The sequence below is a fragment of the Paeniglutamicibacter psychrophenolicus genome, from assembly GCF_017876575.1.
GTDB classification, from domain to species: domain Bacteria; phylum Actinomycetota; class Actinomycetes; order Actinomycetales; family Micrococcaceae; genus Paeniglutamicibacter; species Paeniglutamicibacter psychrophenolicus.
In genome coordinates this window covers 3,981,888-4,008,310 of sequence record NZ_JAGIOE010000001.1, presented here as the reverse complement: position 1 = coordinate 4,008,310, position 26,423 = coordinate 3,981,888, and the positions used below count along the sequence as shown (strand labels likewise).

The window sequence follows — 26,423 nt, the reverse complement described above, 5'->3', positions numbered from 1 at the left end:
TACGCCACTAGCCTCGAACTCAGTTAATGATCACTAACAATACGTGGTCGCCGGACAAAGCCCAAGCGGCCCGCAACCGCGGACCGGACGGGCCCGCGGGACCGGCCGGCCGACGCCCGCAACACGCGGCTTCGGACCGACAACCGGCAATCCCGCATCCATGCCTACCAGCGAAAGGGACACCGGGGAAAATGATCAACCTGGAACTCAACGAGGACTACAAGGAACTGGCCAAGACGGTGCGCGAGTTCGCCACCGAGGTCGTCGCCCCGGTCTCGGCCAAGCACGACGCGGCACATTCCTTCCCCTATGAAGTCATGGCCCAGATGGGCCAGATGGGACTGTTCGGGCTGCCCTTTTCCGAGGAGTACGGCGGGATGGGCGGGGACTACTTCGCCCTGTCCCTGGCCATCGAGGAACTGGCGCGGGTTGACCAGTCGGTCGCGATCACCCTGGAGGCAGGGGTTTCCCTGGGGGCCATGCCGATCCACCGCTTCGGGACCCAGGCGCAGAAGGAACGCTGGCTTCCGGCCCTGTGCTCGGGTACCGAGCTGGCCGGGTTCGGCCTGACCGAATCCGGGGCCGGTTCCGATGCCGGGGGCACCGCTACCACAGCGGCCCTGGCGGATGGAACCTGGACGATCAACGGATCCAAGGAATTCATCACCAACTCCGGCACCGACATCTCCACCCTGGTCACCGTCACCGCAGTCACCGGGACCCGGCAGAAGCCCGACGGAACCACCGCCAAGGAAATCTCCACCATCCTGGTGCCGCGCGACACCCCCGGCTACACCGTGGAGAAGGCCTACGACAAGGTCGGCTGGCGCGCCTCGGACACCCACCCGCTGAGGTTCGAGGACGCGCAGGTCCCCGAGGAGAACCTGCTGGGGGAGCGCGGGCGCGGCTACGCGAACTTCCTGTCCATCCTCGATGAGGGACGCATCGCCATTGCGGCGCTGGGCACCGGGGCCGCCCAGGGCTGCCTGGACGAGGCCACCGCCTATGCCAAGACCCGGACGACCTTCGGGAAGTCCATCGGATCGAACCAGGGCATCTCCTTCAAGATCGCCCGCATGGCCGCCCGGGTGCACACCTCGCGGCTCACCTACTATGCGGCGGCGGCCAAGATGCTCGCGGGCCAGGACTTCAAGACCGAGGCCGCGATCGCCAAGCTGGTGGCCGGGGAGGCGGCCATGGACAACGCCCGGGACGCCACGCAGATCTTCGGCGGCTACGGGTTCATGAACGAATCACTGGTGGCCCGGCACTACCGGGACTCGAAGATCCTGGAAATCGGCGAGGGCACCACCGAGGTCCAGCTGCTGTTGATCGCCCGCTCCCTGGGACTCTAAGGCGGGTCCCGGACGCACGGGGTGAAAAGTTTGTAGGATACGAGAACAAGAGTCCTCCAGGGGTTGCCTCGGCCGGCCGGCGCACCGGCGCGGTGCCGGCCGAAGCGAACCGCAATGAACCGATGGGATGCGTGATGGCCATGGCCGAGCAGGGCGACGTACACGAAATCCACCAGCGTGGCCTGTACTTCGAGGAACTGGATGCCGACGCGGTCTATGTGCACTCGCCCGGGCGCACCATGACCGAGGCGGACAACGTCCTGTTCACCACCATGACCATGAACACCCAGGCATTGCACCTGGACGCCGCCTATGCGGCCACGCAGCCCTTTGGCCGCCGGGTCATGAACTCGATGTTCACCCTGGCCACCATGGTCGGCCAGTCGGTGGCGCAGCTGACCCAGGGCACCCTGATGGGCCAGCTGGGGCTGACCGACGTGCGCTTCCCGCACCCGCTGTTCCCGGGGGACACCCTCTACACCCAGACGCACATCGTTGATCTGCGCCCCTCCAACTCCAGGCCCGGGCTCGGGGTGGCGACCTTCGCCCACGTGGGCAGGAACCAGGACGGCATCACCGTGGCCGAGGCGACCCGGGTGTGCCTGATGTTCACCCGCGAGGCCCACGAGAAGCTGCGCAACGGGTCCTTCGGCGTGGACGACTGGCTCTAGGCCCGCTCAGCCACGCGGTCCCTTCCAGCTGTAGCGCCGTTCGGGACGCCCGGAACCGTAGCGCAGGTTCACGTGCACCGCACCGATCTCGTTGAGGTACTCCAGGTAGCGCCGCGCGCTGACCCTGGACAGGCCCAGCAGCTCCCCGACCTCGAGGGCCGAAAAATCGGCCTCGGAGGAACGCAGGGTGGACTGCACCCTGTCCATGGTCTCGGGCCCGCACCCCTTGGGCAACGGCTTGTCCGAGCCCGCCATGCCGAAGACGGCATCCACGTCCGACTGCTCGGCGGTGTCGACGGACTCCAGCGATCGGTAGGTGCGCCGGTAGTGCTCCAGCCTTTGATGCAGGTCCTCCTGCGTGAACGGCTTCATGAGGTAGTGCACGATGCCCCCGCGCAGTGCCCTGCGCACGGTGTCGGCCTCGCGGGCGGCACTGATCACCAGCACGTCCAAATCCGGGACCGCGGCGCGCAGCTGGCCCAGCAGCTCCAACCCGGAGATGTCGGGAAGATGGATGTCCAGCAACACCAGGTCGGGGGTGATGCGGGCCGCCTCGACGAGGGCCTGGGCCCCGTTGCGTGCCACCCCCGCGACCTCGAAGCCGGGCATCTGGGCCACGAACCCGGAATGGATCCGGGCAACCATGAAATCGTCATCGACGATCAGGACCTTGATCATGACTGTCCCTTCTTCCCAAGGTGTGCAGTGAAAACGGCTCCCTTGTCATTGGCCACGGTGACGTCGCCGCCGCGCCGCAGGCAGACCAGGCGCGTCAAGGCCAGACCGAATCCGCGGCCCGCCGCGGACGAAGAGGTCTTGGTGCTGAAGCCCTGGACAAAGATCTTGCCGAGGTCCAACGATTCGACGCCCGCGCCGGAATCGTGCACCCTCACCGTGACGGTGTTCCCGTCCTCCGACAGCCGCATGCGAACCCGGGCGTCGGGGCGGCCGGCCACGGCATCGATGGCGTTGTCCACCAGGTTTCCGACCACCGTGGTCAGGTCCCGGGACAGGGCCTCGTCGACGCGGCCAAGGAGTGAACCGGGGTCCAAGTCGATGCCCACGCCCCGTTCGGAGGCCAGCGCGGACTTGGCAATGAGCAGGGCGGCGACCGTGGGATCGGCGATCCGGGTGGTGACGTCATCGAGCAGGCGGGTGCGGCTGAAGCTGACCCCGTCCACGTAGGACACCACCTCGTCGTATTCCTCCAGCTGGATCAGCCCGGAGATGGTGTGCAGCTGGTTGGCGAACTCGTGGGTTTGGGCACGCAGCGTCTCGGTCGTCATTTGGGTGGCTCCGAGTTCCTTTTCCAGCGTGGTCAGCTCGGTGCGGTCCCGCAGCGTGGTCACCGACCCGACCACCCGGCCGTGGGATTCCATGGGCCGGCGGTTGAGCACCACCAGGCGCTCGCCGACCAGCACCAGCCGGTCGGCATCCCGCTGCTTCATGGTCAGCACCTCGCGCAGGGGAGGTTCGATGGACAGTTCGGTCAGCGTGCGGCCCTCGCAGTCATCGGGCCAGCCCAGCAGCTGGCGTGCCGCGTCGTTGGCCAGCGTGATGCGCTCGCGCAGGTCGATGGCCACGACGCCCTCCTTCACGCCGTGCAGGATCGCGTCGCGGTGCTCGACCAGTCCGGTGATTTCCTCCGGTTCCAGGCCCAGGGTCTGGCGCTTGACCCTGCGCGAGAGCAGCAGCGACCCGACGGTTCCCAGGGCCACGGAGACCCCGAGGTAGACCAAGAGGTTGGGGGTTGCCTCCAGGAGGCGTTCGAATATCGATGGATAGGTCCGGCCCACCACCGCGAAGCCCACGAGCCTTCCGTTGTCGGCCAGCACCGGGACATGGGCCTCGAGCATCTTGATGCCGCTTCTCACCGTCGCACCGGTCCAGGCCCGCCCCTGGAGCACCGTGGACTCGCCCACCGGGAACGGTTCCCCGAGCAGGGAGGGATCCGAAGATGTCACCACGATGCCCTGGGCGTTGGCCAGCAGGGACTCGCCGCTTCCGGAGACCGACCGCACCGATTCGGCGATGGCGGGAAGCGTTGCCCCGTAGCGGGGCCTGGCCTCCGGCAGCAGGGCCCGCACCACCGGGATCGCGGCAAGGTTCTCGGCCGCGGACAGCGAGCGCCGGGACTCTACGCGTTCAAAGGTCTGCGTGGACTGGGCCAGTGACATGGACAGCACCCCGGCCAGCACTGCCAGCAGGATCAGCAATTGCAGGCCAAGGAACTGCCCGGCAAGGGACAGCTTCGTGGTGCGGCCAAAGCGTGGGCCAAGGGTTTGCCTGGACACCTGCGGTCCTTTCCGTGCCTGGCAGGTCGGGGCGCCGATCGCCCGATCCGTCACGTGCCGGCCGGGAGAACTCTACCGAAGGCATGCCCCGTCACCGAATGTGAGCGTGAACACAATGAACACAACTTTCTTTGCGAACACAAGAATTGGTCCGCGGCCAAGGCATCCTAATGTGGTCCACATCATTCATTCGTATTTGGGATTGGAATCACCATGGCACCTTCAAAGTTCCTTCGCCTGGCAGCCGTCGCCGCCGGCCTGATGCTCGCCGCCACCGGTTGCGGGGTGACCAGCACCGACGCCGGGTCCCCGGGCAGCGCCTCGGCATCCGGCCCGGTCACGGGCCTGCGCATCATGGTCCCCAACAGCCCCGGCGGCGGCTACGACACCACCGCCCGAGTTGGTGCGAAGGTCATGGAGGAAACCGACATTGCCAAGTCGGTTGAGGTCTTCAACCTTGCCGGCGCAGGCGGCACCGTGGGCCTGGCCCGCATCGTCAACGAAAAGGGCAACGGCGACCTGGGGATGCTGATGGGCCTGGGCGTTGTCGGTGCGAGCTACACCAACGACACCGCCGCCCGGCTGACCGACACCACCCCGATTGCACGCCTCATCCAGGAACCGGGCGCCATCATGGTTTCCAAGGATTCCCCGTACAAGACCATCGACGACCTGGTCGCGGCCTGGAAGAAGGATCCGTCCAAGGTCGCGGTCGGCGGAGGCTCCTCCCCGGGCGGCCCGGACCACCTGCTCCCGATGCAGCTTGCACAGGCCGTGGGCATCGACCCGACCAAGGTGAACTTCGTTTCCTACGATGGCGGCGGCGACCTGTTGCCCGCGATCCTGGGCAACAAGCTTGGCTTCGCAGCTTCGGGCGCCGGCGAGTTCCTGAAGCAGATCGAATCCGGGGACGTTCGCGTGCTGGCAACCTCCGGTGCCGAGCGTCTGGAGGGCGTTGACGCTCCCACCCTGAAGGAATCGAACATCGACCTTGAGTTCAGCAACTGGCGCGGCCTGGTGGCCCCGCCGGAGATCAGCGCCGAGGCCAAGGCCCGCTGGATCGCCACGCTGGAAAAGATGCACGGCACCGAGGAATGGAAGAAGGCCCTGGCGGACAACGGCTGGACCGATGCGTTCATCACCGGCGATGAGTTCTCCACCTTCCTCACCGATCAGGACAAGCGGGTTTCCGATGTCCTGAAGGCACTTGGTCTGGCATGAAACCAGTAGCCACTTGGCTCAAAGGCCGTTCCGAGCTGGGCTTCGCGGCCCTGCTCGGGGCGGTCGGGGCCTTGGTGCTTGTCGATGCCGTCGGCCTGGCGGTGCCCTACCGGCAGTCCGACGGGCTGGGACCCAAGACGGTTCCCTATATTGTCGCCGCGCTGCTCCTGGTCTGTGCCGTCATGCTGGCCGTCAACGTGCTGCGCGGCGGGGCCGCTGAGCCCGAGGACGGCGAGGACGTCGAGATCGGGACCCCCATCGACTGGAAGGTCGTGGTGCCCCTCGGCCTGGTGTTCATCACCAACATCATCTTCATCGACACGCTCGGCTGGGTCATTTCCGGAACCATCCTCTTCTGGGGCAGCGTCTTGGCACTGGGCAGCCGAAACTACATCCGTGACGGACTGATTTCCGTGGCCTTGGCCGTGGGCACGTTCTACGGCTTCTATCTGGGGCTTGGCATCCACCTTCCTGCCGGCCTGCTCAAGGGAGTGCTGTAAGTGGATACATTCAACATGCTGATGCAGGGGTTCTCCACCGCGGTTACCCCCATCAACCTGCTCTTCGCCGTGATCGGCGTGCTGCTGGGCACTGCGGTCGGCGTGCTGCCGGGCATCGGACCTGCCATGGCCATTGCGCTGCTGCTGCCGGTGACCTACGGGATGGAACCCACGGCCGCGATGATCATGTTCGCCGGGATCTACTACGGCGGCATGTACGGCGGCTCGACAACCTCGATCCTGCTGAACACCCCGGGGGAGTCCTCGACGGTCATCACCGCGATCGAGGGCCACAAAATGGCCAAGGCCGGACGGGCAGCCCAGGCACTGGCCACCGCTGCCATCGGCTCGTTTGTCGCCGGGACCATCGGCACCGCGCTGCTTGCCACCATCGCCCCCTGGGTGGTCAAGTTCGCCGTGTCCCTGGGCAACCCCAGCTACCTGGCAATCATGCTGTTGGCGCTGATCGCGGTCACCGCGGTGCTGGGATCCTCCAAGCTGCGCGGCTTTGCCGCGCTGGGCCTGGGCCTGGCCATCGGCCTGGTCGGCATGGACCCGGTCAGCGGCCAGGGCCGGTTGGTCTTCGGCCAACCGCTGCTCGCAGACGGACTGGACATCGTGGTTGTTGCCGTGGCAATCTTCGCCATCGGCGAGGCCCTGTGGATCGCCGCGCACCTGCGCAAGACCCGCAGCCACACCATTCCGGTGGGGCGCCCGTGGATGGGCAAATCCGACTGGAAGCGGTCCTGGAAGCCGTGGCTGCGCGGGACAGCGTTCGGCTTCCCGTTCGGTGCGCTGCCGGCTGGCGGCGCGGAGATCCCCACGTTCCTGTCCTACGTCACCGAGAAGAAGCTCTCCAAGCACCCGGAGGAATTCGGGCACGGTGCCATCGAGGGCGTCGCGGGTCCCGAGGCTGCAAACAACGCCGCCGCTGCCGGTACGTTGACACCCATGCTGGCCCTGGGCCTGCCGACCAACGCGACTGCCGCGGTCATGCTGCTGGCGCTGATGCAGTTCGGCATCCAACCGGGCCCGCTGCTCTTCGAGGAGGAGCCGGTGATGGTGTGGGCGCTGATCGCCAGCCTGTTCATCGGCAATGCGCTGTTGCTGCTGATCAACCTGCCCATGGCCCCGCTCTGGGCGAAGCTGCTGCAGCTGCCGCGTCCCTACCTCTACGCGGGCATCCTGTTCTTTGCCACGCTGGGTGCCTACGCGGTCAACCTGCAGGCCTTCGACCTGGTCATCCTGCTGGTGCTGGGCGTGCTGGGCTTCGCGATGCGGCGCTTCGGGATCCCGGTGCTGCCGCTGATCATCGGGGTGATCCTCGGCCCCCGGGCCGAGGCGCAATTGCGCAAGTCGCTGCAGCTCAGTGCCGGGGATCCGGCCGGTCTGTTCAGCGAGCCGGTCGCCGTGGTCGCCTACCTGATCATTGCCGTGGTCCTGCTTTGGCCGTTGGCCTCCATGGTGCTTCGCCGCATGTTCCCGAAGACGGCTTCGGGTTTCGATGAGTTCGTGGAGCCTGCCCTGGCGGCGCCCGAATACACCGAGATTGTTGCCGGGCAAACCGAGGCCAAAGTGAACGGTGAAGGCAGCGAAGTGCCTTCCGAAGAGCACCATGCCACCGGCAACGGTTCTCGACCGCGCAGTTAGCAAGACGCTTCACCGCTAGGTGTAGCCCGTGTTTCCCGGCTGGTGAAGGGAAACACGGGCCACACTTGCTTAAGAACCCATCGGTGGTGCTGTTCACCGGAACCACCTGCCCATTGGGAAGCCACAGCAACAGCGGACATAATGGGTCAGGTGAACATCGCGCAGTTTTCCACCCAGACCCAGGCCACGGCATTCACCGCCCCGAGCCCCGGAACGATCCGACGCATCACGCTGATCGGCTCCACCGGGTCCATCGGAACCCAGGGCCTTGAGGTCATCGCCTCGGCCCCCGACCGCTTCGCCGTCGCCGCGCTTTCGGGCGGGCACAACCTCGCGCTGCTGGCCACCCAGGCCGTGGCCACCCGGGCCCCGGCGGTGGGCTGCGCACACCCTGGGATCGACGCGCTGGCCGCGGCCATCGCCGAGGCTGCAGAAGCCGCGGGCGTGCACGGGTACGCCCCGCAGCTTTTCGCCGGCGAGCACGCGGCCACCGAGATCGCCCGCTTCCCCGACGCCGACGTGGTGCTCAACGGCATCACCGGGTCCATCGGACTGGCACCCACGCTGGCCGCGCTGAATGCGGGGCACCTGCTGGCCCTGGCCAACAAGGAATCGCTGATCGTCGGCGGGCAGCTGGTCAAGGCCGCAGCCGCGCCGGGGCAGCTGGTGCCGGTGGATTCCGAACACTCCGCGCTGGCCCAGGCGCTGCGCGCCGGCACCCCGGACGAGGTCCACAAGCTCATCGTCACCGCCTCCGGCGGCCCCTTCCGCGGCTGGTCCGCCGAGGCGCTGCGCTCGGTCACCCCCGCCCAGGCGCTCGCCCACCCCACCTGGGACATGGGCAAGGTGATCACCACCAACTCCGCGACCATGGTCAACAAGGCCCTGGAAGTCATCGAGGCGCACCTGCTCTTCGACGTGCCGCTGGAACGCATCGAGGCCGTGGTGCACCCGCAGTCGATCGTGCACTCGATGGTCGAGTTCATCGACGGCTCCACCATCGCCCAGGCCTCCCCGCCGGACATGGCACTGCCCATCGCCCTGGGCATCGGCTGGCCGCACCGGGTGCCGGGCTCGGCCACCCCGTGCGACTGGTCCACCGTCGCGTCCTGGACCTTCGAGCCGCTTGACGAGGAGGCCTTCGGCGCGATCAGGCTGGCCAAGGCCGCCTCCGCAGCCTCGCCCACGCACATGGCCGTGTACAACGCGGTGAACGAGGAGGCCGTGGAGGCCTTCCACACCGGGGCCATCCGCTTCACCGACATCGTCGAGACCATCGAGGCGATCCTGGGGACCTACACCCCCGAAGCCGGGGCACCGACCCTTCAGACGGTGCTGGCCGCCGAGACCTGGGCACGAAAAGCCGCCGCCAAACGTTTGGAATCACTGTGAGCATCCTTCTTTTCATCCTCGGCGTGCTGGTCATGGTCGTCGCCGTCGGCGTGTCCATCGGCCTGCACGAGGTCGGGCACCTGATCCCGGCCAAGCGCTTCGGCGTGCGCGTGCCCCAGTACATGATCGGCTTCGGCAAGACGCTGTGGTCCTTCAAACGCGGGGACACCGAATACGGTTTCAAGGCCATCCCGCTGGGCGGCTACATCTCCATGATCGGGATGTACCCGCCGGCGAAGAACAAGGGCGTCGTGGGCGCCACCGACGCCCCGATCCTGCGCAAGTCCTCTACCGGCATGTTCCAGCAGATGGCCGACGAGGCCCGGCACGCGGCGGCCGAGCAGCTGCAGCCCGGGGACGAGAACCGGCTGTTCTACAAGCTTCCGGTCTACAAGCGCATCATCATCATGCTCGGCGGCCCGGTGATGAACCTGCTGATCGGCATCGTGATGGTCGGCATCGTCACCGTCGGCTTCGGCATGCCCACCCAGACCAGCACCGTCGACGAGGTCTACCAGTGCGTGGTGCCCCTGGGGCAGGAAACCACCCGGGACGCCTCGGTCAACAACGGCTGCCTGCCCTCGGACGCACCCGGCCCGGCCTACGCCGCGGGCCTGCGCCCCGGGGACACGATCACCTCCTTCGACGGCAAGCCGGTCGGCAACACGGACTGGGTGCCGCTGACCCAGGCCATCCGCGGCCATGCGGGCGAATCGGTCCCGCTGACCTTTGAGCGCGACGGGGTGGAGCACTCCACGTCCATCACCCCCTACAAGACCGAGCGTCCGCTGATCAACGACCAGGGCCAGGTCGTCACCGACGCCTCGGGCAAGCGCGAGACCGTCGAGGTCGGCTTCATCGGCATGGGCTCGAAGGTGGAAAACATTTCCCAGCCGATCTCCTCGGTGCTGCCCGCGGTGGGCACCCAGCTCAAGGGCGTCACCGCCGTGGTGCTCGATTTGCCGGCGCGTGTTGCAGCGGTCGGCAAGGCCGCCTTCAGTGATGCACCGCGCGACCCCAACGGTCCGATCTCCGTGGTGGGCGTGGGACGCATCGCCGGGGAGATCAGCGCGATGGACCAGATCGGGGTGGCGGACAAGGTCGCTTCGATGTTCTCGTTGATCGGCGGGCTGAACATCGCGTTGTTCGTCTTCAACCTGATCCCGCTGCTGCCGCTGGATGGCGGGCACGTGGTCGGTGCGCTCTTCGAATCGGTGCGCCGGTTCGTCGCCAAGCTCTTCAAGCGCCCGGATCCGGGGCCGGTGGACATCGCCAAGATGCTGCCACTGACCTACGTGGTCGCGGTCGGCATGATGGTCATGGGTGCGGTGCTGATCTACGCCGATATCGTGAAGCCTGTGTCCATTTTCGGCTGACCTTGACGGACCTGAAGCGGCCCCTGATGCACTCCCCAAAGGGTGGGAGAGATCGGGGGCCGTTTTGGTTGGGAAAACATCCACGAAGGGCAGACGGGATTACGGAACGAATCTGCGTTTCTGGTCAGCGAAGCAATGGCCCGGGCCACTGGACTTGATGGACGGAGCGGACGCTCGGCTTGAGTCCACTGACGCAAGATTTCTCTTGTGCCGTCAAAGAGAATGAAATTGAATCCCGTCGGTAGCCTGTGAGGCGGCGTCGGGATCCTGAATTTCCTTCATGAAGCTTGGGTTCAAGACGCCCAGATCGTCATGGTAGATCCAGTGATTGATGAGCATATAGTCGATTGCTGCCAGATGTTCCACTTCATTGTCGGTTGCAGCGATTCCGCGCGCCCAGTCGTTCACGTCCTTCCATAGCCATACTCCGCCGCCGACGAGGTTGTAGGGAGATGGGAACTCTTCACCCTCGCTGCCTCGGCGTTCCCCTCGTATCCAGTTGCCCACGGCTTGCCGTGACACGCTGAGGCGGTCTGCGATATCTTGCCTGCTGACAAGATCTTCGACTGCGCGTTGAACCTTGATGCCGGATTTTCGCAAGTGGGCAACTGCGATCATCGCGGCACTCAACGGTGTCGCCGCTTCTTGCCAAATCGTCAAGAAGTGGGTCGGGCCGTGCGCGGAATATACGAGTTCGACGTCGTTTTCCGCTGCCTCTAACTGCGATTCTGCCGGAGCAACTATCTCAAGCTGCAGTTCGTAAGTGCTGGACATTTGTGCTTTCCTTCAGTTCCCAGTAGGCAACCACTCGAGCCCGTTGTCAAATGGAAACGGCTAGGAATCTAGACTTCGTTCGATCAGATGATCGGGGCATTTGGCTGCTTCCCTGAGGACGGTCCGGGCATGCCGCGCTGGACTCTTCGGTGTGCCATCGATACGAATCTTGCTATGAAAAGGCGGAGGACAGGGTCAGTACAAATAGAACTTGTGGCCTTGTCGCCGAAGACGCCAGCCCTTTTCCATCAGTTGGCGCACAGCGGCGTACACCTCTGGTTTCAATTCCCTGGCAACGCTCGACGCCTTGGGAATCCACTCGTTCGACATTGCTCCCCAGTCTGCAGCACCCAACCTCGGCTGACAATACCGGGATCCTGGTGCGATCGCATGTGGAGGCTTTGATGATTGACACCTTGATCGCCGACTATCCCGCCTCATCAAACGGGAGCGAAAGGCTCATCGGTGTGGCAACCGCCGCACCCTGATGAGATGGCTCACGATTGAACCACCGGCAGGCGTTGTGAAGCGTCGGATATTGATTTTCGTACTTTACTGGCGGGTTCGGCCAGCGCTGGTCAAGTCTGGGGCAGTAGATCCTGTTGACGAGAACGTAGTGGGCAAGGCGCGTGGTTGCTTGGCCTCCGCCTACTTATGTCAATGAATCGGTCCGGGCCTTCTGCCGGGACCCGCTTGCCGGAGTATGTTTGAAGCATATTCGAAGGGTGGGTTTTCCCATGGGCAATAAGAAGCCGCAAGGTATCACCGGCCCCATTTCCATGGCCCATTCGCTCAAACAAAGCGTCGAGTCCGGTGCCTACGAGCGAGATGAAGCCATTGAATCCTGGCTGGGGACCGACGCGGCTGCGGCTTACGACGACCTGTGCGCCGATCCTTCGCAAGCACCCAGCTCAGGGCAGATTCGCGCCAGACTCGCCGATATCCATGCGCAGCGGCTGGCCGAAGGCGGCTGGATGTGGCGCTCTGTCCTGAAAGCCAAATCGACCGCCATGAGCCAACGGACCACGAGTCCACACTGGCGAACACCGGACGAATTCTTGCCGCCATGCCCATGCCGGGGCGTCGCTGAGCGCCGGCCCGTCTGCGTGTACATCCGGGCGCTATAGTGATGCGCATGGAGAGAACTGCGGCCCGGAATCTTGGCTCGGTCATGATCGCGTCGGCGCCCACGGGAAACGGCCGGCCATCTCTCGCCGCGAACCTGGTGGAGGCCCGTTATTCGTTGACGACCGGCAATCGATCGGTCCCCGCGGTACCTCCGGACGGATTGACCGGCCTTGTCCTCATCGAGGGACGCATATGGTGGCTTGGCCCCCAATCGCGGCCCTGGAGACCGGAACGATCAGGCGTGGAGGTCGTTGGCGTTCGCATAGCCATGCACTGGGGCCAAGCCATCGCGGGGGAGCCCCTGAACAATTTCCTGGATGCCCGGATTGCGGTCGAGGAACTCCCGGGATGGCCAACCGAACCGATCTCTGAAAACCGCCTTCTGCCCGGGACGCCAGCCGACCATTTGACAGCAATGGTCAACGACAGGGCGTCACACCTGGCCGTCGATCCGTGGATTCCCCGGATTGCTGGCCGGATTCGGGCGGGCGAGCACAGCGTGGCCGAACTGGCCGACATCTCAGGGCTGTCCGTCCGTCAGCTGCACCGCCGGTGTCTGACATACTTCGGTCTGCCGCCCTCGATACTGATGCGGATCTCCCGACTGCACCGCGCCGCGGCAAGAGTGCCGCGCCTCGGGAACCCGGATCTGTCCAACCTGGCGGTGGCAACGGGCTACTTCGACCAGTCCCACCTCAACCGGGAAACCCGCCAATTGGCAGGCGAACCTCCCACCAAGGCGTTCGCGGTCGCCTCGAATGTCCGATTCGTCCAATACCCGCCAAGTGGCCGGTCGGTAGCGTTGGATTCAACAAGATGATTCAAGCGCGAAGGACCGAGCATGATCGACTGGACAACAATCACCGCTGCCATCTCCGTGGCACTCGGTGGAGACAGTGAACGCGGTCAAGAACTCCTGATGGACTGCTGGAATGCCACAGTTCCAGCTGACCATGCCCATCGGTGCATCCTGGCCCACTACCTGGCCGACACCCAGAGCCAGCTGGACAAGGAAGTCGCCTGGGACCAGGCCGCACTTGATGAACACGGCTTCCTGGCGGATGACGCTCTTGCGCCGCTCGGCATTGCTTCGGCGCAGGGACTGCAGCCATCGCTGCAGCTGAATCTCGCCGATGGGTATCACCGCCAGGGCAGGACCGCACTTGCCCGGGAGCACCTGGACCAGGGACTGGCACACGCCGACGCACTGGACAACGACGGTTACGGAAAGTTGATCCTCGCCGGACTGAACAACCTGGCCCAACGGATCGACGCGTCGGATCCTGCCTAAGTGCCCGGAAACTTCCTTGCCCACCGTTGGCCGGCAGTGCTCTGCGCCTCGGCCTGGGCGGTATTGCCCGGGCGGCGGATGGTGGATCGGCGTAGCCATCGTGGTCGCAATGGCCTTGGCACCCTGTCCGCGATGTTGTTGGCGGCGTATCGTAATGTCCCACCGGCAGACACCCTTTCCGGCAGCTCCAACCGTGCTGCAGTTTGGAGGCATCGAGGTCATGAAAACCCACGGACAGGCCGGGGAGTATCGCGCCGCCCTTGACCGCGCGCATGCGCACGCAAGTGGCTGGCTCGAGTCCCTCCCAGCACGTGCCGTCGGTCCCCGGATAAACGCCGACGAGCTGTTCGCCAAGTTCTCGGCACCCCTGCAGGAGCAACCAATGGACGCGGGTTCCGTCGTCGACGAACTCGCACGCCTCGCGGAGCCAGGGTTGATGGCGATGCCCTCGGGCAGGTTCTTTGGCTGGGTCATTGGTGGCACTCTCCCTGCTGCACTGGCTGCGGACTGGTTGGTCAGTGCCTGGGACCAAAACGCGGCCATGCGCTTTGCCACTCCGGCCACCGCTGCAGCCGAAGAGGCCGCCGGAATCTGGCTGCTTGAGCTGTTGGGGCTGCCGGCCGGGGCCGATGTCGGATTCACCACCGGTGCAACAGGAGCAAATTTCGTCGGGCTTGCCGCGGCCAGGGCGCATGTGCTCAATGAAGCTGGCTGGGATCTCGACACCGACGGTCTGGCGGGAGCACCCAGGGTGAGGGTCCTTGTCGGCGGAGAACGCCATGCCTCCGTTGACCTCGCGCTCAAATACCTCGGACTCGGCAAGCCTGCCGAGGTCGCGGTCGACGCGCAGGGACGCCTGATCCCTGGCGCGCTTGCCAAGGCGCTGGAGGCTGCCAGCGGGCCGGCGATCGTCTGCCTGCAGGCCGGAAACCTGCATTCCGGGGCGTGCGACCCCATGGCCGAGGCTGCTGACATTGCCCATGGGCACGGGGCCTGGGTGCATGTTGACGGCGCTTTCGGGCTGTGGGCTGCCGCAAGCCCGACGCACCGCCATCGGCTCGCCGGGCTCGAGAACTGCGACTCGTGGGCAACTGATGCACACAAGACGCTCAATGTCCCCTACGACTGCGGGGTGGCCATCGTGTCAAGGCCCGAAGTGGTCCGCTCGGTTTTCGGCGTGCACACCAGCTACTTGGTGAACGACGACCGCGGCCCCGGCGACCCGTTCGAAAAGGTCCCTGAGTTTTCCCGCCGTGCTCGTGGCGTGCCCGTGTGGGCAGCGTTGCGCTCACTCGGACGCTCCGGTGTCGCGGCACTCGTCGACGAGCTGGTTGCCCACGCGCAGGCATTTGCCCAGGCACTGGAGCGTATGCCCGGCGTTGACGTGCTCAACGACGTTGTCTTCACCCAGGTGTGCGTGAGCTTCGGCTCCGACGAGCGGACCCGGAGCATCACGGCGCGGATCATTGCCGACGGCACGACCTGGATGTCAGGCTCTCGCTGGGCGGGCAGGGACGTCCTGCGAATCTCGGTGAGCAACTGGGCCACGGACGACGATGACGTGACGGTGTCCCTTGCCGCCGTCGCGCAGGCGATCGCTGCCGAGGACGCCGGATGACGGCATGAACCCTGCCCTTCACCCAGACGAACGCATAGGTGCATGGGCGCCACGCTGTGAGGTGGACGGTGCTGCGGCGGTGGGTTCCCGTTGGATCGCGGATACACAGTGCTCCACAAACTTCATGGGCTGCCGCTTTTCCGCCGCGTCTCAAGATCCGCCGCAGGGGGAGCGGTACCCGCACTCGTAGGCCAGTACCACCGCCTGGTTCCTGTCGCGCAGCCCGAGCTTGCCCAGGATCTTGGTGACGTGGGTCTTCACGGTGGTTTCGCCCAAGTACAGCCGGGCCCCGATCTCCGCGTTCGACAACCCCAGCGACAGCGCGGAAAAGACCTCCAGCTCCCTGCCGGTCAACGGCCGCAGGACCTCGGGCAACCCGGCAGGAACCGGCGGGCGGGATACAAAGGCCTGGATCAGGCGTGCGGTGATTTCCGGTGCGAAAAGGCTCTCGGCCGCAACGGCGGAGGCTTACCGGCCAGGGAGCACCGCGGAAATCGACTGGGGAATCCGCGGGCGTTCGCGCCCCGAATCAGGGTGCGAACAGCTGCGGATGGACCCACTCAGGCATTCGCCCGCCACGGGCCTACCGGAGGGCGGGCGCTGCTGCCCGGCTACGCCGCGACAACGGGTTGGCGAAGGATAGTGCGCTGCTTCTCCGGGGCGGTCCTGCGGAAATCACTGAGGTAGATCTCGTGGTGCTTGCCCTCGAGCCGGAGCCCGTGGCGGGGGATGAACTCGTGGTGCATCCGTTCCAGGACCGGCCCCTCATCGTCGAAGGAGCCCACGTGCAGGATCTGCACGCAACGGCCCTCGGCCAGGGACCCCAGACGGACATCGCCCGGGCGCACCGGTGGATTCTTCGAGCCCACCTTCCCGAGGGCGGCCTCGAAAATGTCCCGCTCGATCCATTCGGGCACCATCAGCATCATCGTCCAGTCCCACCGCGACTTGTCGCGGGACACCGTGAAGGAGTCCATGTCCCCGGCCCACCACAGGCCCTCCAGGGGAGGGACGACGTAGTCTCGGTCAAGCTCCAGCTTGCTGGCAAACTTCAGCTTGTACGCCACCGGGTACAGGGCCTCGAGTGCCTCGGCAAAGGCCGGGGAGCTGTTCGGGTCGCCGAGCCCGTCAACCATCAGGTACTGCATCTCGGGAATGTCCAGGACCCGGAATTCACCGTGTTTCGCCCGGTAGCCCTCAAGCGTGTTCTTGAAGTCTATTTTCGCTGCCACATGGATCCTTGTGTTCGGAAGGCGAGGCGGGAGCTTCCCTTGGCTCAGGGACGCGGGGCAGAGATGAGCCAGCGGTGGCCATCGGGGTCAGCGATCATGGCCAGGCCCGGATCCTGGTGGCCGGTTTGCGTGCCGCCGCCGGCGACGGCGGCCGAAACGATCCGCTCCGCTTCGGCGGGCGATGCGGCATGGTGCGTGAGCGTGACCGTGGAGCTGCCGACGTGCGGGTCCCCGGCGCCCACGTCCTTGGCGAGCACCGGCTCCTGCATCAGGCAGAGCCGGGAGGCGCCGTCCGCGGGCACGAAGTCGATGTACTTGTTGCCATAGTCCCGGTCCACGCTCATCCCGAGCGCGGCGTAGAACGCCTTCGAGGCCTTGGGCTCCCTGACGCCGAGGATCACCGTGGTCTCGGTGGGCCGCGCGACACCTTCCGGGGAAGCGGTGTCCTTTCCGGCGGCTGCCAGTTTCCAGACGGTCCCGTCCGGTGCCATGAACGACCCGGAGAACGAGCCGAAGAGTGCCTTCCGGGCGGGCTTGAAGATGTCGGCGCCGTGGGCAGCGGCGGAATCCATCACGGCCCGGACATCGCTGGGCCCGGGAAGGATGTAGGTCAGCACGGAACGTTGGTAGGCGGTGCTCGGGCCGGGAGCCGATTCGGCGGGCTGTGCCGGGACGAGCTCGAGGCGTCCGGTCCCGTGCAGGTCAATGGCGATGGATTCGCCGTCAGCCGTGGCCGGGGTCGAGAAGACGTTTCGGTAGAAGTCGGCGGCCGCGGGCACGTCCAGGCAGGAAACGGAGAGGGAATTCAATGAGAAGGGCATGGATGATCCTTAGGAGTCGGAGGGCGCGGTAGCCGCGCGACCGATGAGTTCGGCCACCTGGTCCCAGGCCTTCTCGGTGGCGTTATGCAGTGCGTAGGACGTCGGCCACAGCCCGTCGCTGGTGTCGAGTGCGGCATGGGGACTGAGGCCGAACGTGGAGTAGCGCAGCTTGTCCATCTGCCCGCTGCGGAAGAAGCACACGACCTTCCCGTCACGGGCATACCCCGGCTGGCCGTAGTAGAGCTTCGGGGCCAGGTCCGGGGCCACCTCGGCGACGATCGAGTGGAGGCGCTCGGCCATCTGCCTGTCGCCCTCGGGCATCGCGGCGATCTTGGCCGACACATCGGCGGCATCCGCTGCTGCCTTCTGGGCGGCACTGGCCCGCTTGGCCTCGGTCTTCAGTTCCTTGGCGCGGGACTTCATAGCCGCGCGTTCCTGGGTGGAGAAGCTTCCGTCGGCAGTGGTTGATTCCGTGTCGGACATGGTTCTATTCCTCCGTGGTGGTTGCGTGGGTGTTCCTGGAACCCATCCTACGGAGGAAGCCCCGGAGGTACTTCTCGAATCCTGACCGATTCGGATTTGCCTCCGGCTCACGGTGAAACGGCAGGCAGCAAGCGGCGAATCCCCTGGATTGTTAAGACGAAAACCGGCCCTTGGGCTGACGGTGACGTAAAAGTCGGTGGCAGTCAGAGGGGCCGGTGTTTATGGACCCCAAGATACACCGCCGTGCGGCCAGCAGCCAACCAGCGGGTGGCCCGAAGCCAGGGGTTTCGGCCCGGGACGACGAGGCAGTGGGGAACCCCGTGCCGACATGCGGCCCGAGGCCCTACGGGGCGGGGCAAGGGCCCGGAAGGGGCCCGCCGGGCTCAATGCCTCGGTGCCGGGAAGTGGCAGGGTTCCGTATACGCTGGTGCCCATGAGTGTTTTCGCAGTTGAATACGTGTACGCCGCCGGTTCCGACGCCACGCGCGATGAGCATCGCCCCAAGCACCGTGAATTCCTTGCCGGTCTCGGCGCCAACGGAGACGGCCTCGCCCTGGTCGCCTCCGGCCCCTACGTCGATGGTTCCGGCGCCCTGTTGCTGATTTCCTCCCCGACCCAGGCCGCACTGGCCGAGACCCTGGCCAACGACCCCTTCGCGATCCATGGCGCCATTGCGGTGCTGCGGATCACCGAATGGAGCCCCGTGACCGGTGAGCTCGCTCACCACGCCTGATCCTCCAAACCCCGCGTGATCACGGCCGTTTGGCGCCGTGCCCGCGTTGGGGGCTTCGCCCTGCGAGATTTGGGCCCCGCAAGCGGGCACGCAGGGGGGATAATGGAAAAACCTTCCACACTCAACATCACGGAGGAAATCTTGACCTCGATCCCGGTCAGCCTCGGCATGCCATCGGCACCGCCACCGATCCTTGCCCCGCGACGCAAGACCCGCCAAATCAAGGTGGGCTCCGTCGGCGTAGGCTCGGACAGCCCCATTTCCATCCAGTCGATGACCACGACTCCCACCACCGACATCAACGCCACGCTGCAGCAGATCGCCGAACTCACCGCCACCGGCTGTGACATCGTGCGCGTTGCCTGCCCCTCGGCCGACGACGCCCTGGCGTTGCCGATCATCGCGAAGAAGTCGCAGATCCCGGTGATCGCCGACATCCACTTCCAGCCGAAGTACGTCTTCGCCGCGATCGACGCCGGCTGTGCCGCGGTCCGCGTGAACCCGGGCAACATCCGAAAGTTCGACGACCAGGTCAAGCAGATCGCCGCCGCCGCCAAGGCCGCCGGCACCTCCATCCGCATCGGCGTCAACGCCGGCTCGCTGGATCCGCGCCTGATGGAGAAGTACGGCAAGGCAACCCCCGAGGCGCTGGTCGAGTCCGCGGTCTGGGAAGCCTCGCTCTTCGAGGAACACGACTTCCACGACTTCAAGATCTCCGTCAAGCACAACGACCCGGTCATCATGGTCCGCGCCTACGAGCTGCTGGCCGAACGCGGCGACTGGCCGCTGCACCTGGGCGTCACCGAGGCCGGACCGGCCTTCCAGGGCACCATCAAGTCGGCCACGGCCTTCGGCGCCCTGCTGTCCAAGGGCATCGGCGACACCATCCGCGTCTCGCTCTCCGCCCCGCCGGTCGAGGAGGTCAAGGTCGGTGCGCAGATCCTGCAGTCGCTGAACCTGCGCCCGCGCAAGCTCGAAATCGTCTCCTGCCCCTCCTGCGGCCGCGCCCAGGTGGATGTCTACACGCTGGCCGACCAGGTCACCGCCGGGCTCGAGGGACTCGAGGTACCGCTGCGCGTGGCCGTCATGGGTTGCGTCGTCAACGGGCCGGGCGAGGCCCGCGAGGCGGACCTCGGTGTGGCCTCCGGCAACGGCAAGGGCCAGATCTTTGTGAAGGGCAAAATCATCAAGACCGTGCCCGAAGACCAGATTGTTGAGACACTGATTGAAGAGGCGATGCGCATCGCCGAGGAAATGGGGAACGCGGATGGAGAAAATCCTGTCCAAAGTGGCCCCGTGGTTACCGTCGGCTAGACGTAACCCGGGGGCAGGAGAGCCGCTGGCACCAGGTATCCGCGTCCTTGACGACGCGGACACCGCCTCTCTCCGTGCCCTCGTTTCGGCCGACCCGGTCGCGAACATCTTCATGGATGCGCAGCTTTCGGTCACCGGATCGGCCCGCCCGGGCCTGGGCGGCTCGCTGGTCATCGGACGCTTCGAGGGGGGCCTGCTGGTCTCGGCCTGCTGGATCGGGGCCAACATCGTCCCGATCAACATCACCGCCGACGACGCCGAGGAATTCGGGCTGGCCGTCAGGTCGTTGAACCGCACCTTCGCCTCCTGCTTCGGCCCCGCCGACGCGGTCATGGGGATGTGGAAGGTGCTGGCCGAGGGCCCGCAACAGGCCTTCAGCGTCCGGCCCAGCCAGCCGCTGATGACCCTGACGGGCACCCCGGCGATCGAACCGAACCGGACGCTGCGCGCCAGCCATGCGGGGGAGTACGAGCTGGTCCTGCCCGCCTGCGCCAAGATGTTCGAGGAGGAGCTCGGCTACTCCCCGTTGGCCAACGGCGGGTCTTTCTACCGCTCCCGGGTCCGCTCGCTGATCCATTCCGGGCATTCGCTCATCGACCTCGACGAGGGCGGGGCGGTTCGTTTCAAGGCCGAGCTGGGCACCGTCACCACGCGGGCCACGCAGATCCAGGGCGTCTGGATGAACCCGGAGCACCGCGGCAAGTCCATGGCGGCCGGCTACATGGCGGCAGTTGCCGACTATGCCCTGCGTCTGGCCCCCACCACCAGTCTCTACGTCAACGACTACAACGCCCCGGCCATTGCGACGTACCGCAAGGTCGGGTTTGAAGAGGTCGGCGAATTCGCCACCATCCTCTTCTGACCCGCCGGCACCCCCGGCATCCACCGACCACCGACACAGCGCCCCAAACCGTGGGCAGCCGACCGGAAAGCCAGACGTGACGTCCCCACCACCACGGACCAACGAATCCCGCTCCAGGGCCATCACCGCCCTGGCCACCGCCTGCCTGCTGCTGGCGGTGGCCGGCTGCAGCAACGCGCCGGACCCCGCCACCCAGACCCCGACGCACCAGGGACCGGTGACGGTCCCGGGCCCCGGAAGCACCCCGGGGTCCACCACCGGGGAGCCAAGCGCCACCACGGAGCTGGCGTACCTCGATGCCGCGGCGCTGAAGGGTGCCGTGCAGCAGTGGGCCGATGCCACCGCGGGGACCAAGGTCAACGACCAGGACGCCCTGCGCGGTCAGTTGCCGGCGGCCGAGAAATGGCTCGAGGGCATCACCGTGGTCCCGGCCAAGTGCGGGCTCTACGGCATCGGCAGCCTCAAGGAGCAACTGGACCAGGCCGCGATGGCGGCCGCCGTGCTTCCGCCCGAGGCCGGCGGGGACCTGACGGTGGCCTCCTACCGGGACCGCGACGCCCTGGTGGCCGACGTGGCAGCGCAGCAGCATCTGGACGAGTCCTGCGGCAAGTACACCGTCTCGGCGGACGGCCAGAAGATCACCTCCACGCTTTCGCGCTTGGAAGCCACCAGCTCGGCCCCGTACACCTCGGCAACCATGCTCGAAAGCGTCAACGGGAAGGCCAAGACCCGGAGGGTCTCGGTGCGGGCCATTGACGGGCACACGATGCTGACCGCCACCAGGACCGTGAAGGGGACCGTGGAGGAAACCACCGCCCTGGCGCTGGCCGACGTCGAATCGATGCTCGGAATCATGCGCGGCATCGAGCCCGCGGCGGCTGCGGCCCCGTAGGGACTTGCGACGCGTTTGCCGCAGCAACCGCCCATGGCGGCGCGCCCGGACCCCGGTGCGGGTTCCCCAACCGTCACCCCCTACTCCTAAGCTTGGGGTTTGGCCGACGGAGCATCCGCATCCCGTTGCCGCCGGCATTGCCCCGCATTTGATGAGGATTTTTCGTGAAAAAACGCGCCCTGTTGTTGTTCCCGCTCGCCGCCGCCCTGCTGCTTACCGGCTGCGCCGATGCCGGCTCCACCGCCGCGGCGGCCGGGCAACTGGACGCCCGGGCGCTCTCCGACATCGCCAACGTGGTCGCAGGGGACAACGACAAGGCGATCATCATCGACAAGGAATCGCTAAAGACCCAGATTCCGCTGGCCGAAAAAGCACGCAAGGCCATGAAGGTCACCCCGGAATCCTGCACGGAATTCGTCGGTGGCGACATCGCCGAGGAACTGGAAAAGATGAACGTGGTTTCGGTGTCGCTGCCCGGATCCACACCGCTCCAAGGAATCCAGGTGGGCCTGGCCTCCTACGGCGACCCGGCCGATGCGGCTACCAACATGGCCCAGGCCGAGGAGATCCTCAAGGACTGCGCCAATTTCTCCTTCTCGTTGCAGGGACAGGAAACCACGATGGGCGTCAAGCCGCTGGCGGCCAAGACCGCCGCGTCGAAGACCTCCGCCATCCAGACCAGCACCAGCGCCGGAGACACAACGATCTCGACGGTTTCGGTCAACGCGCTGGAGGGGCAAAACGTCATCACGGTGGCCGTCATGGGCGGAACCGACACCCGGCAAGACATAGCCCAGGCCGAGGAACTCGCCGACACGGTGCTCAAGCTCGTGGAAGAAAAGACCTCCTAGGCACCGGGCCCAACCCCCGGGGAAACCTTTGCCGAAGAATTCCTCTTTTGACTGGCTTTAATGGGTATTGTGTTGCCCATGGCCGCAAACCAGGTGGCCGGCACCGTGTTCCATGTACACGTCTCGGGGGAGAAAATGAAGAAAACAACATGGTGGGCCTTGCCCATCGCCGCAATGCTTGCCGTCTCCGGGTGCGGGGGAACAACGGCTCCCGAAGAGGCCGCGCAGCCCAGCCAAACCGACGTCGCCGAAGCGTTGGCGAGCTCACCCGCACCATTCGATGAACCGGAAGCCACGGAGCCGGCCTCGGCCGAGCCCACTGCACCAAGCAGCAGCGAAAGCGCCGAAACCACCAAGGCTTCCCAAGGTTCAGAAGAACCGAAGGCTGCCGCCGGCGGGCAACTCACGGCGAAGGAACTGGGCAAGGTAGCCAAGGCCATCCGCGAGGCGGGCGGCCAGGGCGGCACCAAGATCCTTGAGGATGCCGAACTGCGGGCCAGCGCGCCGATGATCGAGGACATCCTTTCGGGAATGGAAGTCGACCCGGCCGAGTGCGGAGCATTTGCCTTGGCCGGCGTGAGCGAGATGATGGACCGGGTCAACATGGCTGCCGTCGTTTTTCCTGCCGACGCCAATGACCTGTCGACCAGCGTGAACCTCGGTTCCTACGACTCCGCCGACGTCATCGAGCAGGCGTTGGCCCAGGTCGATAAGAGCAGCACCAAGTGCCGCGAATTCACCCTCTCGATGCAGGGCCAGGAAGTCTCGGCGGTCGTGGAACCAGCCAAGGCCAACACCTCGGCGACCACCACCATTGCCACCGTCACCAGTGTGGAAATGATGGGACAAAACATGCAGACCCTCACGGTGACCGGGTACAAGGGACAAAGCAACGTCACGGTCAACATCTCCAATGCCAAGGACCTTGGCAAGGCGGTGAAGGAAGCCGAGAAATACATCGACCTCGCGCTGCTGCATATGGAAGGCAAATAAGCGCCCGCCCGCAGAACGCGCCACCGGCGGACGGCGGCCGCCGGGGAAGTGGGCACATGCACCGGGCCGCGCGGACTTCGATGCCAAGGCGCACCGGGTGGGCCACGTAAGATGGGACAAGTGCCTTGTGGCGCCATGCTTCGCCCGCGGCTTGCCGTGCGCGCAGGACATGGCCCGCCTTGCCGAAGCGCGGCCGGCCCCGAGTCGGCCGCCACGGCCTGCCGGTGCACCAAAGATTTGCACTCCCACCACTATGTTGTGGTCTGGAAACAGGCCGCGGAAATGGAAAGTTAGCGTGGTCCTCAAGCTCTCCACACTGTTCCTGCGCACGCTGCGCGAAGACCCGGTCGATGCCGAGGTCGCCAGCCACAAGCTGCTGATCCGCGCCGGATACATCCGCCGTGCCGCACCCGGGATCTACACCTGGCTGCCGCTGGGCCTGCGCGTGCTGGGCAAGGTGGAAGCCATCATCCGCGAGGAAATGAACGCCATCGGCGCCCAGGAAGTCCACTTCCCGGCCCTGCTGCCGCGCGAACCCTACGAGACCACCGGCCGCTGGACCGAGTACGGCGAGGGCCTGTTCCGCCTGCAGGACCGCAAGGGAGCCGACTACCTGTTGGCCCCCACCCACGAGGAAATGTTCACCCTCCTGGTCAAGGACCTGTACAACTCCTACAAGGACCTGCCGGCCTACCTGTACCAGATCCAGAACAAGTACCGCGACGAGGCACGTCCGCGCGCGGGCCTGCTGCGCGGCCGCGAATTCATCATGAAGGACTCCTACTCCTTCAACATCGACGACGAGGGCCTCGAAGAGGCCTACCAGGCCCACCGCGCGGCCTACATCAAGATCTTCGCGCGACTGGGCCTGGAAATCCTGCCGGTCTTCGCGACCGCCGGCGCCATGGGCGGGTCCAAGTCCGAGGAATTCCTGCACCCGACCCCGGTCGGCGAGGACACCTTCGTGCGCTCGGCCGGCGGCTACGCGGCGAACGTGGAGGCGGTGACCACGATCGTGCCCGAGGACATCGACTTCACCGATGCCCCGGCCTTCGACGTCAAGGACACCCCCGACACCCCGACCATCGAGACGCTGGTGGCCTGCGCCAACGAGGTCGCCCCGCGCGCCAACGGCGCCTGGACCGCTGCCGACACCCTGAAGAACGTGGTGCTTGCGGCCAAGCTGCCCACCGGCGAACGCCAGCTGGTGGCCATCGGCCTGCCCGGGGACCGCAACGTGGACCTCAAGCGCGTCGAGGCCAACATCTCTTCCCACCTGGAAACCGGTGGCGAGGTCGAGCTCGAGGCAGCGACCGAGGACGACCTGAAGAAGCACCCGACCCTGATCAAGGGCTACATCGGCCCGGCCCTGGGCCTGGAGAATGCAGTGCTGGGCTTGGAGGGTTCCTCCAAGATCCTGTTCCTGGTCGACCCGCGCGTGGTCTCGGGCACCTCCTGGGTCACCGGCGCCAATGAATCGGGCAAGCACGTCTTCGGCCTGGTGGCCGGGCGCGACTTCGCCTGGGACGGCACCATCGAATGCGTCGAGGTCCACGCAGGGGACCCGGCACCGGACGGATCCGGCCCGCTGGAAACCGCCCGCGGCATCGAGATGGGACACATTTTCCAGCTCGGACGCAAGTACGCCGAGGCCCTGGACCTGAAGGTGCTTGACCAGAACGGCAAGCTCAAGATCGTCACCATGGGCTCCTACGGCGTGGGCGTCACTCGCGCGGTCGCCGCCCTGGCCGAGTCCAACCACGACGAGAACGGCCTGGTCTGGCCGCGCAACGTGGCCCCGGCCGACGTGCACCTGGTGGTCACCGGCAAGCAGGCCGAGCTCTTCGAGGCCGCGCAGAAGATCGCCGACGAGCTGCATGCAGCCGGCGTCGAGGTCATCTACGACGACCGGCCCAAGGTTTCGGCCGGCGTGAAGTTCTCCGACGCCGAGCTCATCGGCGTGCCGACCATCGTGGTCATCGGCCGCGGCCTGGCCGACGGGCTCGTCGAGGTCAAGGACCGCGCCACGGGAGAGCGCACCGACGTGGCAGTGGACACCGTGGTGTCCGAGCTCATCGCGCTCGTCAAGGGCTAGACATGTTCGACGCGGCGGCGCTGCTTGATGGTTCCGGCCTGGAAGGACTCACGGCCGGAACCATCGCGCTGATCGTGCTGGCCGGCTTTGCCGCCGGCTGGGTCGACGCTGTGGTGGGCGGCGGGGGACTGCTGCAGCTCCCCGCCCTGCTGCTGGTGCCGGGCATCTCCCCGGTGCAGGCACTGGCCACCAACAAGATGGGTTCCATCTTCGGCACCACCACCAGTGCCATCACCTACTACCGCCGCGCCGCCCCGGATCTGCGCACGGCCATCCCGATGGCGACGGTTGCCCTGGCCGGGTCCTTTGGCGGGGCGATCCTGGCCACGCTGCTGCCCCCGGAGGTGATCAAGCCGGTAATCATTGCCGCGCTGATCGCCGTCGGCCTGTTCACGCTGTTCAAGCCAACCGCAGGGGAACTGACGCAGCTGCGCTACACCGGGGGCCGGCACTACGCGGTGGCCGGGGTGATCGGGCTGGTCATCGGCGGCTACGACGGGCTGATCGGCCCGGGCACCGGGTCGTTCCTGATCATCGCGATGGTCGCGTTCATGGGCTACAACTTCCTGGCCGCCAGCGCCAAGGCCAAGATCGTGAACATGGCCACCAACCTGGGAGCGCTGGCGTTCTTCCTGCCCACCGGGCACCTGCTCTGGGGGCTCGGGCTGGTCCTGGGCGTGGCCAACATGTGCGGCGGCTACCTGGGCGCGCGCATGGCCGTGACCAAGGGCAGCAAGTTCATCCGGGTCGTGTTCCTGTCCGTGGTGGGCGCGTTGATCCTCAAGCTCGGCTACGACGTGCTGTTCCCGGCCACGTAGGCCGGATTCCACCCCCAACACAAGTACGGCTCCCCAAACATCTTTCCGGCGTACCGGTT

General features: G+C 66.1%; 26 protein-coding genes. 19 read left to right on the top strand and 7 right to left on the bottom strand.

The window, feature by feature from the left end; translation table 11 throughout:
• Positions 1 to 191: 191 nt before the first annotated feature.
• Together JOF46_RS18145 and JOF46_RS18140 are read left to right on the top strand one after the other, a co-directional pair.
• A complete protein-coding gene (locus JOF46_RS18145; RefSeq protein ID WP_209909741.1) occupies positions 192 to 1,355 on the top strand; it encodes an acyl-CoA dehydrogenase family protein in 1,164 nt (387 codons plus the stop codon).
• Between the two features lie 122 nt (positions 1,356 to 1,477).
• Positions 1,478 to 2,026, top strand: coding sequence for a MaoC family dehydratase (locus JOF46_RS18140; protein ID WP_245348182.1), 549 nt, complete (start codon positions 1,478 to 1,480; stop codon positions 2,024 to 2,026).
• 6 nt (positions 2,027 to 2,032) lie between these two features.
• Here the strand turns inward: JOF46_RS18140 and JOF46_RS18135 are convergent, their stop codons facing one another.
• A complete protein-coding gene (locus JOF46_RS18135) occupies positions 2,033 to 2,704 on the bottom strand; it encodes a response regulator (protein WP_209909738.1) in 672 nt (223 codons plus the stop codon).
• Positions 2,701 to 4,275 carry a sensor histidine kinase gene (locus tag JOF46_RS18130; RefSeq protein WP_209912024.1) on the bottom strand — a complete coding sequence of 525 codons (1,575 nt, stop codon included), beginning with the start codon at positions 4,273 to 4,275 and terminating at the stop codon, positions 2,701 to 2,703. Before JOF46_RS18130 ends, JOF46_RS18135 begins: the two co-directional genes overlap by 4 nt.
• A gap of 258 nt (positions 4,276 to 4,533) precedes the next feature.
• Between JOF46_RS18130 and JOF46_RS18125 the strand changes: the two genes are divergently transcribed.
• The 5 genes from JOF46_RS18125 to JOF46_RS18105 all read left to right on the top strand — a co-directional run bounded on the left by JOF46_RS18125 (position 4,534) and on the right by JOF46_RS18105 (position 10,459).
• Complete coding sequence (locus JOF46_RS18125) at positions 4,534 to 5,541, top strand: Bug family tripartite tricarboxylate transporter substrate binding protein (protein ID WP_209909735.1); 1,008 nt, start codon at positions 4,534 to 4,536, stop codon at positions 5,539 to 5,541.
• Complete coding sequence (locus JOF46_RS18120) at positions 5,538 to 6,041, top strand: tripartite tricarboxylate transporter TctB family protein (protein WP_209909731.1); 504 nt, start codon at positions 5,538 to 5,540, stop codon at positions 6,039 to 6,041. Before JOF46_RS18125 ends, JOF46_RS18120 begins: the two co-directional genes overlap by 4 nt.
• A 15-nt stretch (positions 6,042 to 6,056) precedes the next feature.
• Positions 6,057 to 7,691 carry a tripartite tricarboxylate transporter permease gene (locus JOF46_RS18115; protein ID WP_245348669.1) on the top strand — a complete coding sequence of 545 codons (1,635 nt, stop codon included), beginning with the start codon at positions 6,057 to 6,059 and terminating at the stop codon, positions 7,689 to 7,691.
• A 141-nt stretch (positions 7,692 to 7,832) separates the two neighbouring features.
• Positions 7,833 to 9,083 (top strand): 1-deoxy-D-xylulose-5-phosphate reductoisomerase, encoded by a 1,251-nt coding sequence (dxr, locus tag JOF46_RS18110; RefSeq protein ID WP_209909725.1) that lies wholly within the window; start codon positions 7,833 to 7,835, stop codon positions 9,081 to 9,083.
• Positions 9,080 to 10,459: a M50 family metallopeptidase gene (locus JOF46_RS18105; protein ID WP_342592499.1), complete on the top strand. Its 1,380-nt coding sequence runs from the start codon at positions 9,080 to 9,082 to the stop codon at positions 10,457 to 10,459. Before dxr ends, JOF46_RS18105 begins: the two co-directional genes overlap by 4 nt.
• Before the next feature lie 213 nt (positions 10,460 to 10,672).
• Here the strand turns inward: JOF46_RS18105 and JOF46_RS18100 are convergent, their stop codons facing one another.
• Positions 10,673 to 11,233 (bottom strand): helix-turn-helix transcriptional regulator, encoded by a 561-nt coding sequence (locus JOF46_RS18100; RefSeq protein ID WP_209909722.1) that lies wholly within the window; start codon positions 11,231 to 11,233, stop codon positions 10,673 to 10,675.
• A 737-nt stretch (positions 11,234 to 11,970) separates the two neighbouring features.
• Between JOF46_RS18100 and JOF46_RS18095 the strand changes: the two genes are divergently transcribed.
• The 4 genes from JOF46_RS18095 to JOF46_RS18080 all read left to right on the top strand — a co-directional run bounded on the left by JOF46_RS18095 (position 11,971) and on the right by JOF46_RS18080 (position 15,270).
• Positions 11,971 to 12,360 (top strand): hypothetical protein, encoded by a 390-nt coding sequence (locus JOF46_RS18095; RefSeq protein WP_209909719.1) that lies wholly within the window; start codon positions 11,971 to 11,973, stop codon positions 12,358 to 12,360.
• 242 nt (positions 12,361 to 12,602) lie between these two features.
• Positions 12,603 to 13,181 carry an AraC family transcriptional regulator gene (locus JOF46_RS18090; protein ID WP_209909717.1) on the top strand — a complete coding sequence of 193 codons (579 nt, stop codon included), beginning with the start codon at positions 12,603 to 12,605 and terminating at the stop codon, positions 13,179 to 13,181.
• 21 nt (positions 13,182 to 13,202) lie between these two features.
• Positions 13,203 to 13,652, top strand: coding sequence for a hypothetical protein (locus JOF46_RS18085; RefSeq protein WP_209909715.1), 450 nt, complete (start codon positions 13,203 to 13,205; stop codon positions 13,650 to 13,652).
• Between the two features lie 220 nt (positions 13,653 to 13,872).
• Positions 13,873 to 15,270 carry a pyridoxal phosphate-dependent decarboxylase family protein gene (locus tag JOF46_RS18080; protein WP_209912020.1) on the top strand — a complete coding sequence of 466 codons (1,398 nt, stop codon included), beginning with the start codon at positions 13,873 to 13,875 and terminating at the stop codon, positions 15,268 to 15,270.
• Positions 15,271 to 15,420: 150 nt separating this feature from the next.
• On the opposite strand, the gene JOF46_RS18075 is transcribed toward JOF46_RS18080, so the two are convergent.
• The 4 genes from JOF46_RS18075 to JOF46_RS18060 all read right to left on the bottom strand — a co-directional run bounded on the left by JOF46_RS18075 (position 15,421) and on the right by JOF46_RS18060 (position 17,806).
• Positions 15,421 to 15,645 (bottom strand): response regulator transcription factor, encoded by a 225-nt coding sequence (locus JOF46_RS18075; RefSeq protein WP_209909713.1) that lies wholly within the window; start codon positions 15,643 to 15,645, stop codon positions 15,421 to 15,423.
• Between the two features lie 236 nt (positions 15,646 to 15,881).
• Positions 15,882 to 16,502: a GyrI-like domain-containing protein gene (locus JOF46_RS18070; protein ID WP_209909711.1), complete on the bottom strand. Its 621-nt coding sequence runs from the start codon at positions 16,500 to 16,502 to the stop codon at positions 15,882 to 15,884.
• 44 nt (positions 16,503 to 16,546) lie between these two features.
• On the bottom strand, positions 16,547 to 17,323 hold the full coding sequence (locus JOF46_RS18065; RefSeq protein WP_209909709.1) for a VOC family protein: 777 nt from the start codon (positions 17,321 to 17,323) through the stop codon (positions 16,547 to 16,549).
• 9 nt (positions 17,324 to 17,332) lie between these two features.
• Positions 17,333 to 17,806 carry a DUF1801 domain-containing protein gene (locus JOF46_RS18060; RefSeq protein WP_209909707.1) on the bottom strand — a complete coding sequence of 158 codons (474 nt, stop codon included), beginning with the start codon at positions 17,804 to 17,806 and terminating at the stop codon, positions 17,333 to 17,335.
• A gap of 433 nt (positions 17,807 to 18,239) precedes the next feature.
• On the opposite strand from JOF46_RS18060, the gene JOF46_RS18055 reads away from it, so the two are divergent.
• The 8 genes from JOF46_RS18055 (at position 18,240) to JOF46_RS18020 (ending at position 26,364) form a co-directional block, all read left to right on the top strand.
• Complete coding sequence (locus tag JOF46_RS18055; RefSeq protein ID WP_209909705.1) at positions 18,240 to 18,539, top strand: YciI family protein; 300 nt, start codon at positions 18,240 to 18,242, stop codon at positions 18,537 to 18,539.
• A gap of 168 nt (positions 18,540 to 18,707) precedes the next feature.
• A complete protein-coding gene (gene ispG, locus JOF46_RS18050) occupies positions 18,708 to 19,853 on the top strand; it encodes a flavodoxin-dependent (E)-4-hydroxy-3-methylbut-2-enyl-diphosphate synthase (protein ID WP_425355083.1) in 1,146 nt (381 codons plus the stop codon).
• Complete coding sequence (locus JOF46_RS18045; protein WP_209909702.1) at positions 19,807 to 20,715, top strand: GNAT family N-acetyltransferase; 909 nt, start codon at positions 19,807 to 19,809, stop codon at positions 20,713 to 20,715. The genes ispG and JOF46_RS18045 overlap by 47 nt, the downstream gene beginning before the upstream one ends.
• A 76-nt stretch (positions 20,716 to 20,791) precedes the next feature.
• Positions 20,792 to 21,607: a hypothetical protein gene (locus JOF46_RS18040; RefSeq protein ID WP_209909699.1), complete on the top strand. Its 816-nt coding sequence runs from the start codon at positions 20,792 to 20,794 to the stop codon at positions 21,605 to 21,607.
• 164 nt (positions 21,608 to 21,771) lie between these two features.
• On the top strand, positions 21,772 to 22,458 hold the full coding sequence (locus JOF46_RS18035; protein ID WP_209909696.1) for a sensor domain-containing protein: 687 nt from the start codon (positions 21,772 to 21,774) through the stop codon (positions 22,456 to 22,458).
• 60 nt (positions 22,459 to 22,518) lie between these two features.
• Positions 22,519 to 23,451 (top strand): hypothetical protein, encoded by a 933-nt coding sequence (locus JOF46_RS18030; protein ID WP_209909693.1) that lies wholly within the window; start codon positions 22,519 to 22,521, stop codon positions 23,449 to 23,451.
• 295 nt (positions 23,452 to 23,746) lie between these two features.
• Positions 23,747 to 25,546 (top strand): proline--tRNA ligase, encoded by a 1,800-nt coding sequence (locus JOF46_RS18025; RefSeq protein WP_209909690.1) that lies wholly within the window; start codon positions 23,747 to 23,749, stop codon positions 25,544 to 25,546.
• A 2-nt stretch (positions 25,547 to 25,548) separates the two neighbouring features.
• Positions 25,549 to 26,364 carry a sulfite exporter TauE/SafE family protein gene (locus JOF46_RS18020; protein WP_209909686.1) on the top strand — a complete coding sequence of 272 codons (816 nt, stop codon included), beginning with the start codon at positions 25,549 to 25,551 and terminating at the stop codon, positions 26,362 to 26,364.
• The last annotated feature ends 59 nt before the right edge of the window (positions 26,365 to 26,423 follow it).

Coding starts and splice junctions, on each gene's coding strand:
- JOF46_RS18145 (WP_209909741.1), top strand. CDS start 192: ATGATCAACCTGGAACTCAACGAGGACTACAAGGAACTGGCCAAGACG.
- JOF46_RS18140 (WP_245348182.1), top strand. CDS start 1,478: ATGGGATGCGTGATGGCCATGGCCGAGCAGGGCGACGTACACGAAATC.
- JOF46_RS18135 (WP_209909738.1), bottom strand. CDS start 2,704: ATGATCAAGGTCCTGATCGTCGATGACGATTTCATGGTTGCCCGGATC.
- JOF46_RS18125 (WP_209909735.1), top strand. CDS start 4,534: ATGGCACCTTCAAAGTTCCTTCGCCTGGCAGCCGTCGCCGCCGGCCTG.
- JOF46_RS18120 (WP_209909731.1), top strand. CDS start 5,538: ATGAAACCAGTAGCCACTTGGCTCAAAGGCCGTTCCGAGCTGGGCTTC.
- JOF46_RS18115 (WP_245348669.1), top strand. CDS start 6,057: ATGCTGATGCAGGGGTTCTCCACCGCGGTTACCCCCATCAACCTGCTC.
- dxr (WP_209909725.1), top strand. CDS start 7,833: ATGGGTCAGGTGAACATCGCGCAGTTTTCCACCCAGACCCAGGCCACG.
- JOF46_RS18100 (WP_209909722.1), bottom strand. CDS start 11,233: ATGTCCAGCACTTACGAACTGCAGCTTGAGATAGTTGCTCCGGCAGAA.
- JOF46_RS18095 (WP_209909719.1), top strand. CDS start 11,971: ATGGGCAATAAGAAGCCGCAAGGTATCACCGGCCCCATTTCCATGGCC.
- JOF46_RS18085 (WP_209909715.1), top strand. CDS start 13,203: ATGATCGACTGGACAACAATCACCGCTGCCATCTCCGTGGCACTCGGT.
- JOF46_RS18080 (WP_209912020.1), top strand. CDS start 13,873: ATGAAAACCCACGGACAGGCCGGGGAGTATCGCGCCGCCCTTGACCGC.
- JOF46_RS18065 (WP_209909709.1), bottom strand. CDS start 17,323: ATGCCCTTCTCATTGAATTCCCTCTCCGTTTCCTGCCTGGACGTGCCC.
- JOF46_RS18060 (WP_209909707.1), bottom strand. CDS start 17,806: ATGTCCGACACGGAATCAACCACTGCCGACGGAAGCTTCTCCACCCAG.
- JOF46_RS18055 (WP_209909705.1), top strand. CDS start 18,240: ATGAGTGTTTTCGCAGTTGAATACGTGTACGCCGCCGGTTCCGACGCC.
- ispG (WP_425355083.1), top strand. CDS start 18,708: ATGCCATCGGCACCGCCACCGATCCTTGCCCCGCGACGCAAGACCCGC.
- JOF46_RS18045 (WP_209909702.1), top strand. CDS start 19,807: ATGGAGAAAATCCTGTCCAAAGTGGCCCCGTGGTTACCGTCGGCTAGA.
- JOF46_RS18030 (WP_209909693.1), top strand. CDS start 22,519: ATGGGTATTGTGTTGCCCATGGCCGCAAACCAGGTGGCCGGCACCGTG.
- JOF46_RS18020 (WP_209909686.1), top strand. CDS start 25,549: ATGTTCGACGCGGCGGCGCTGCTTGATGGTTCCGGCCTGGAAGGACTC.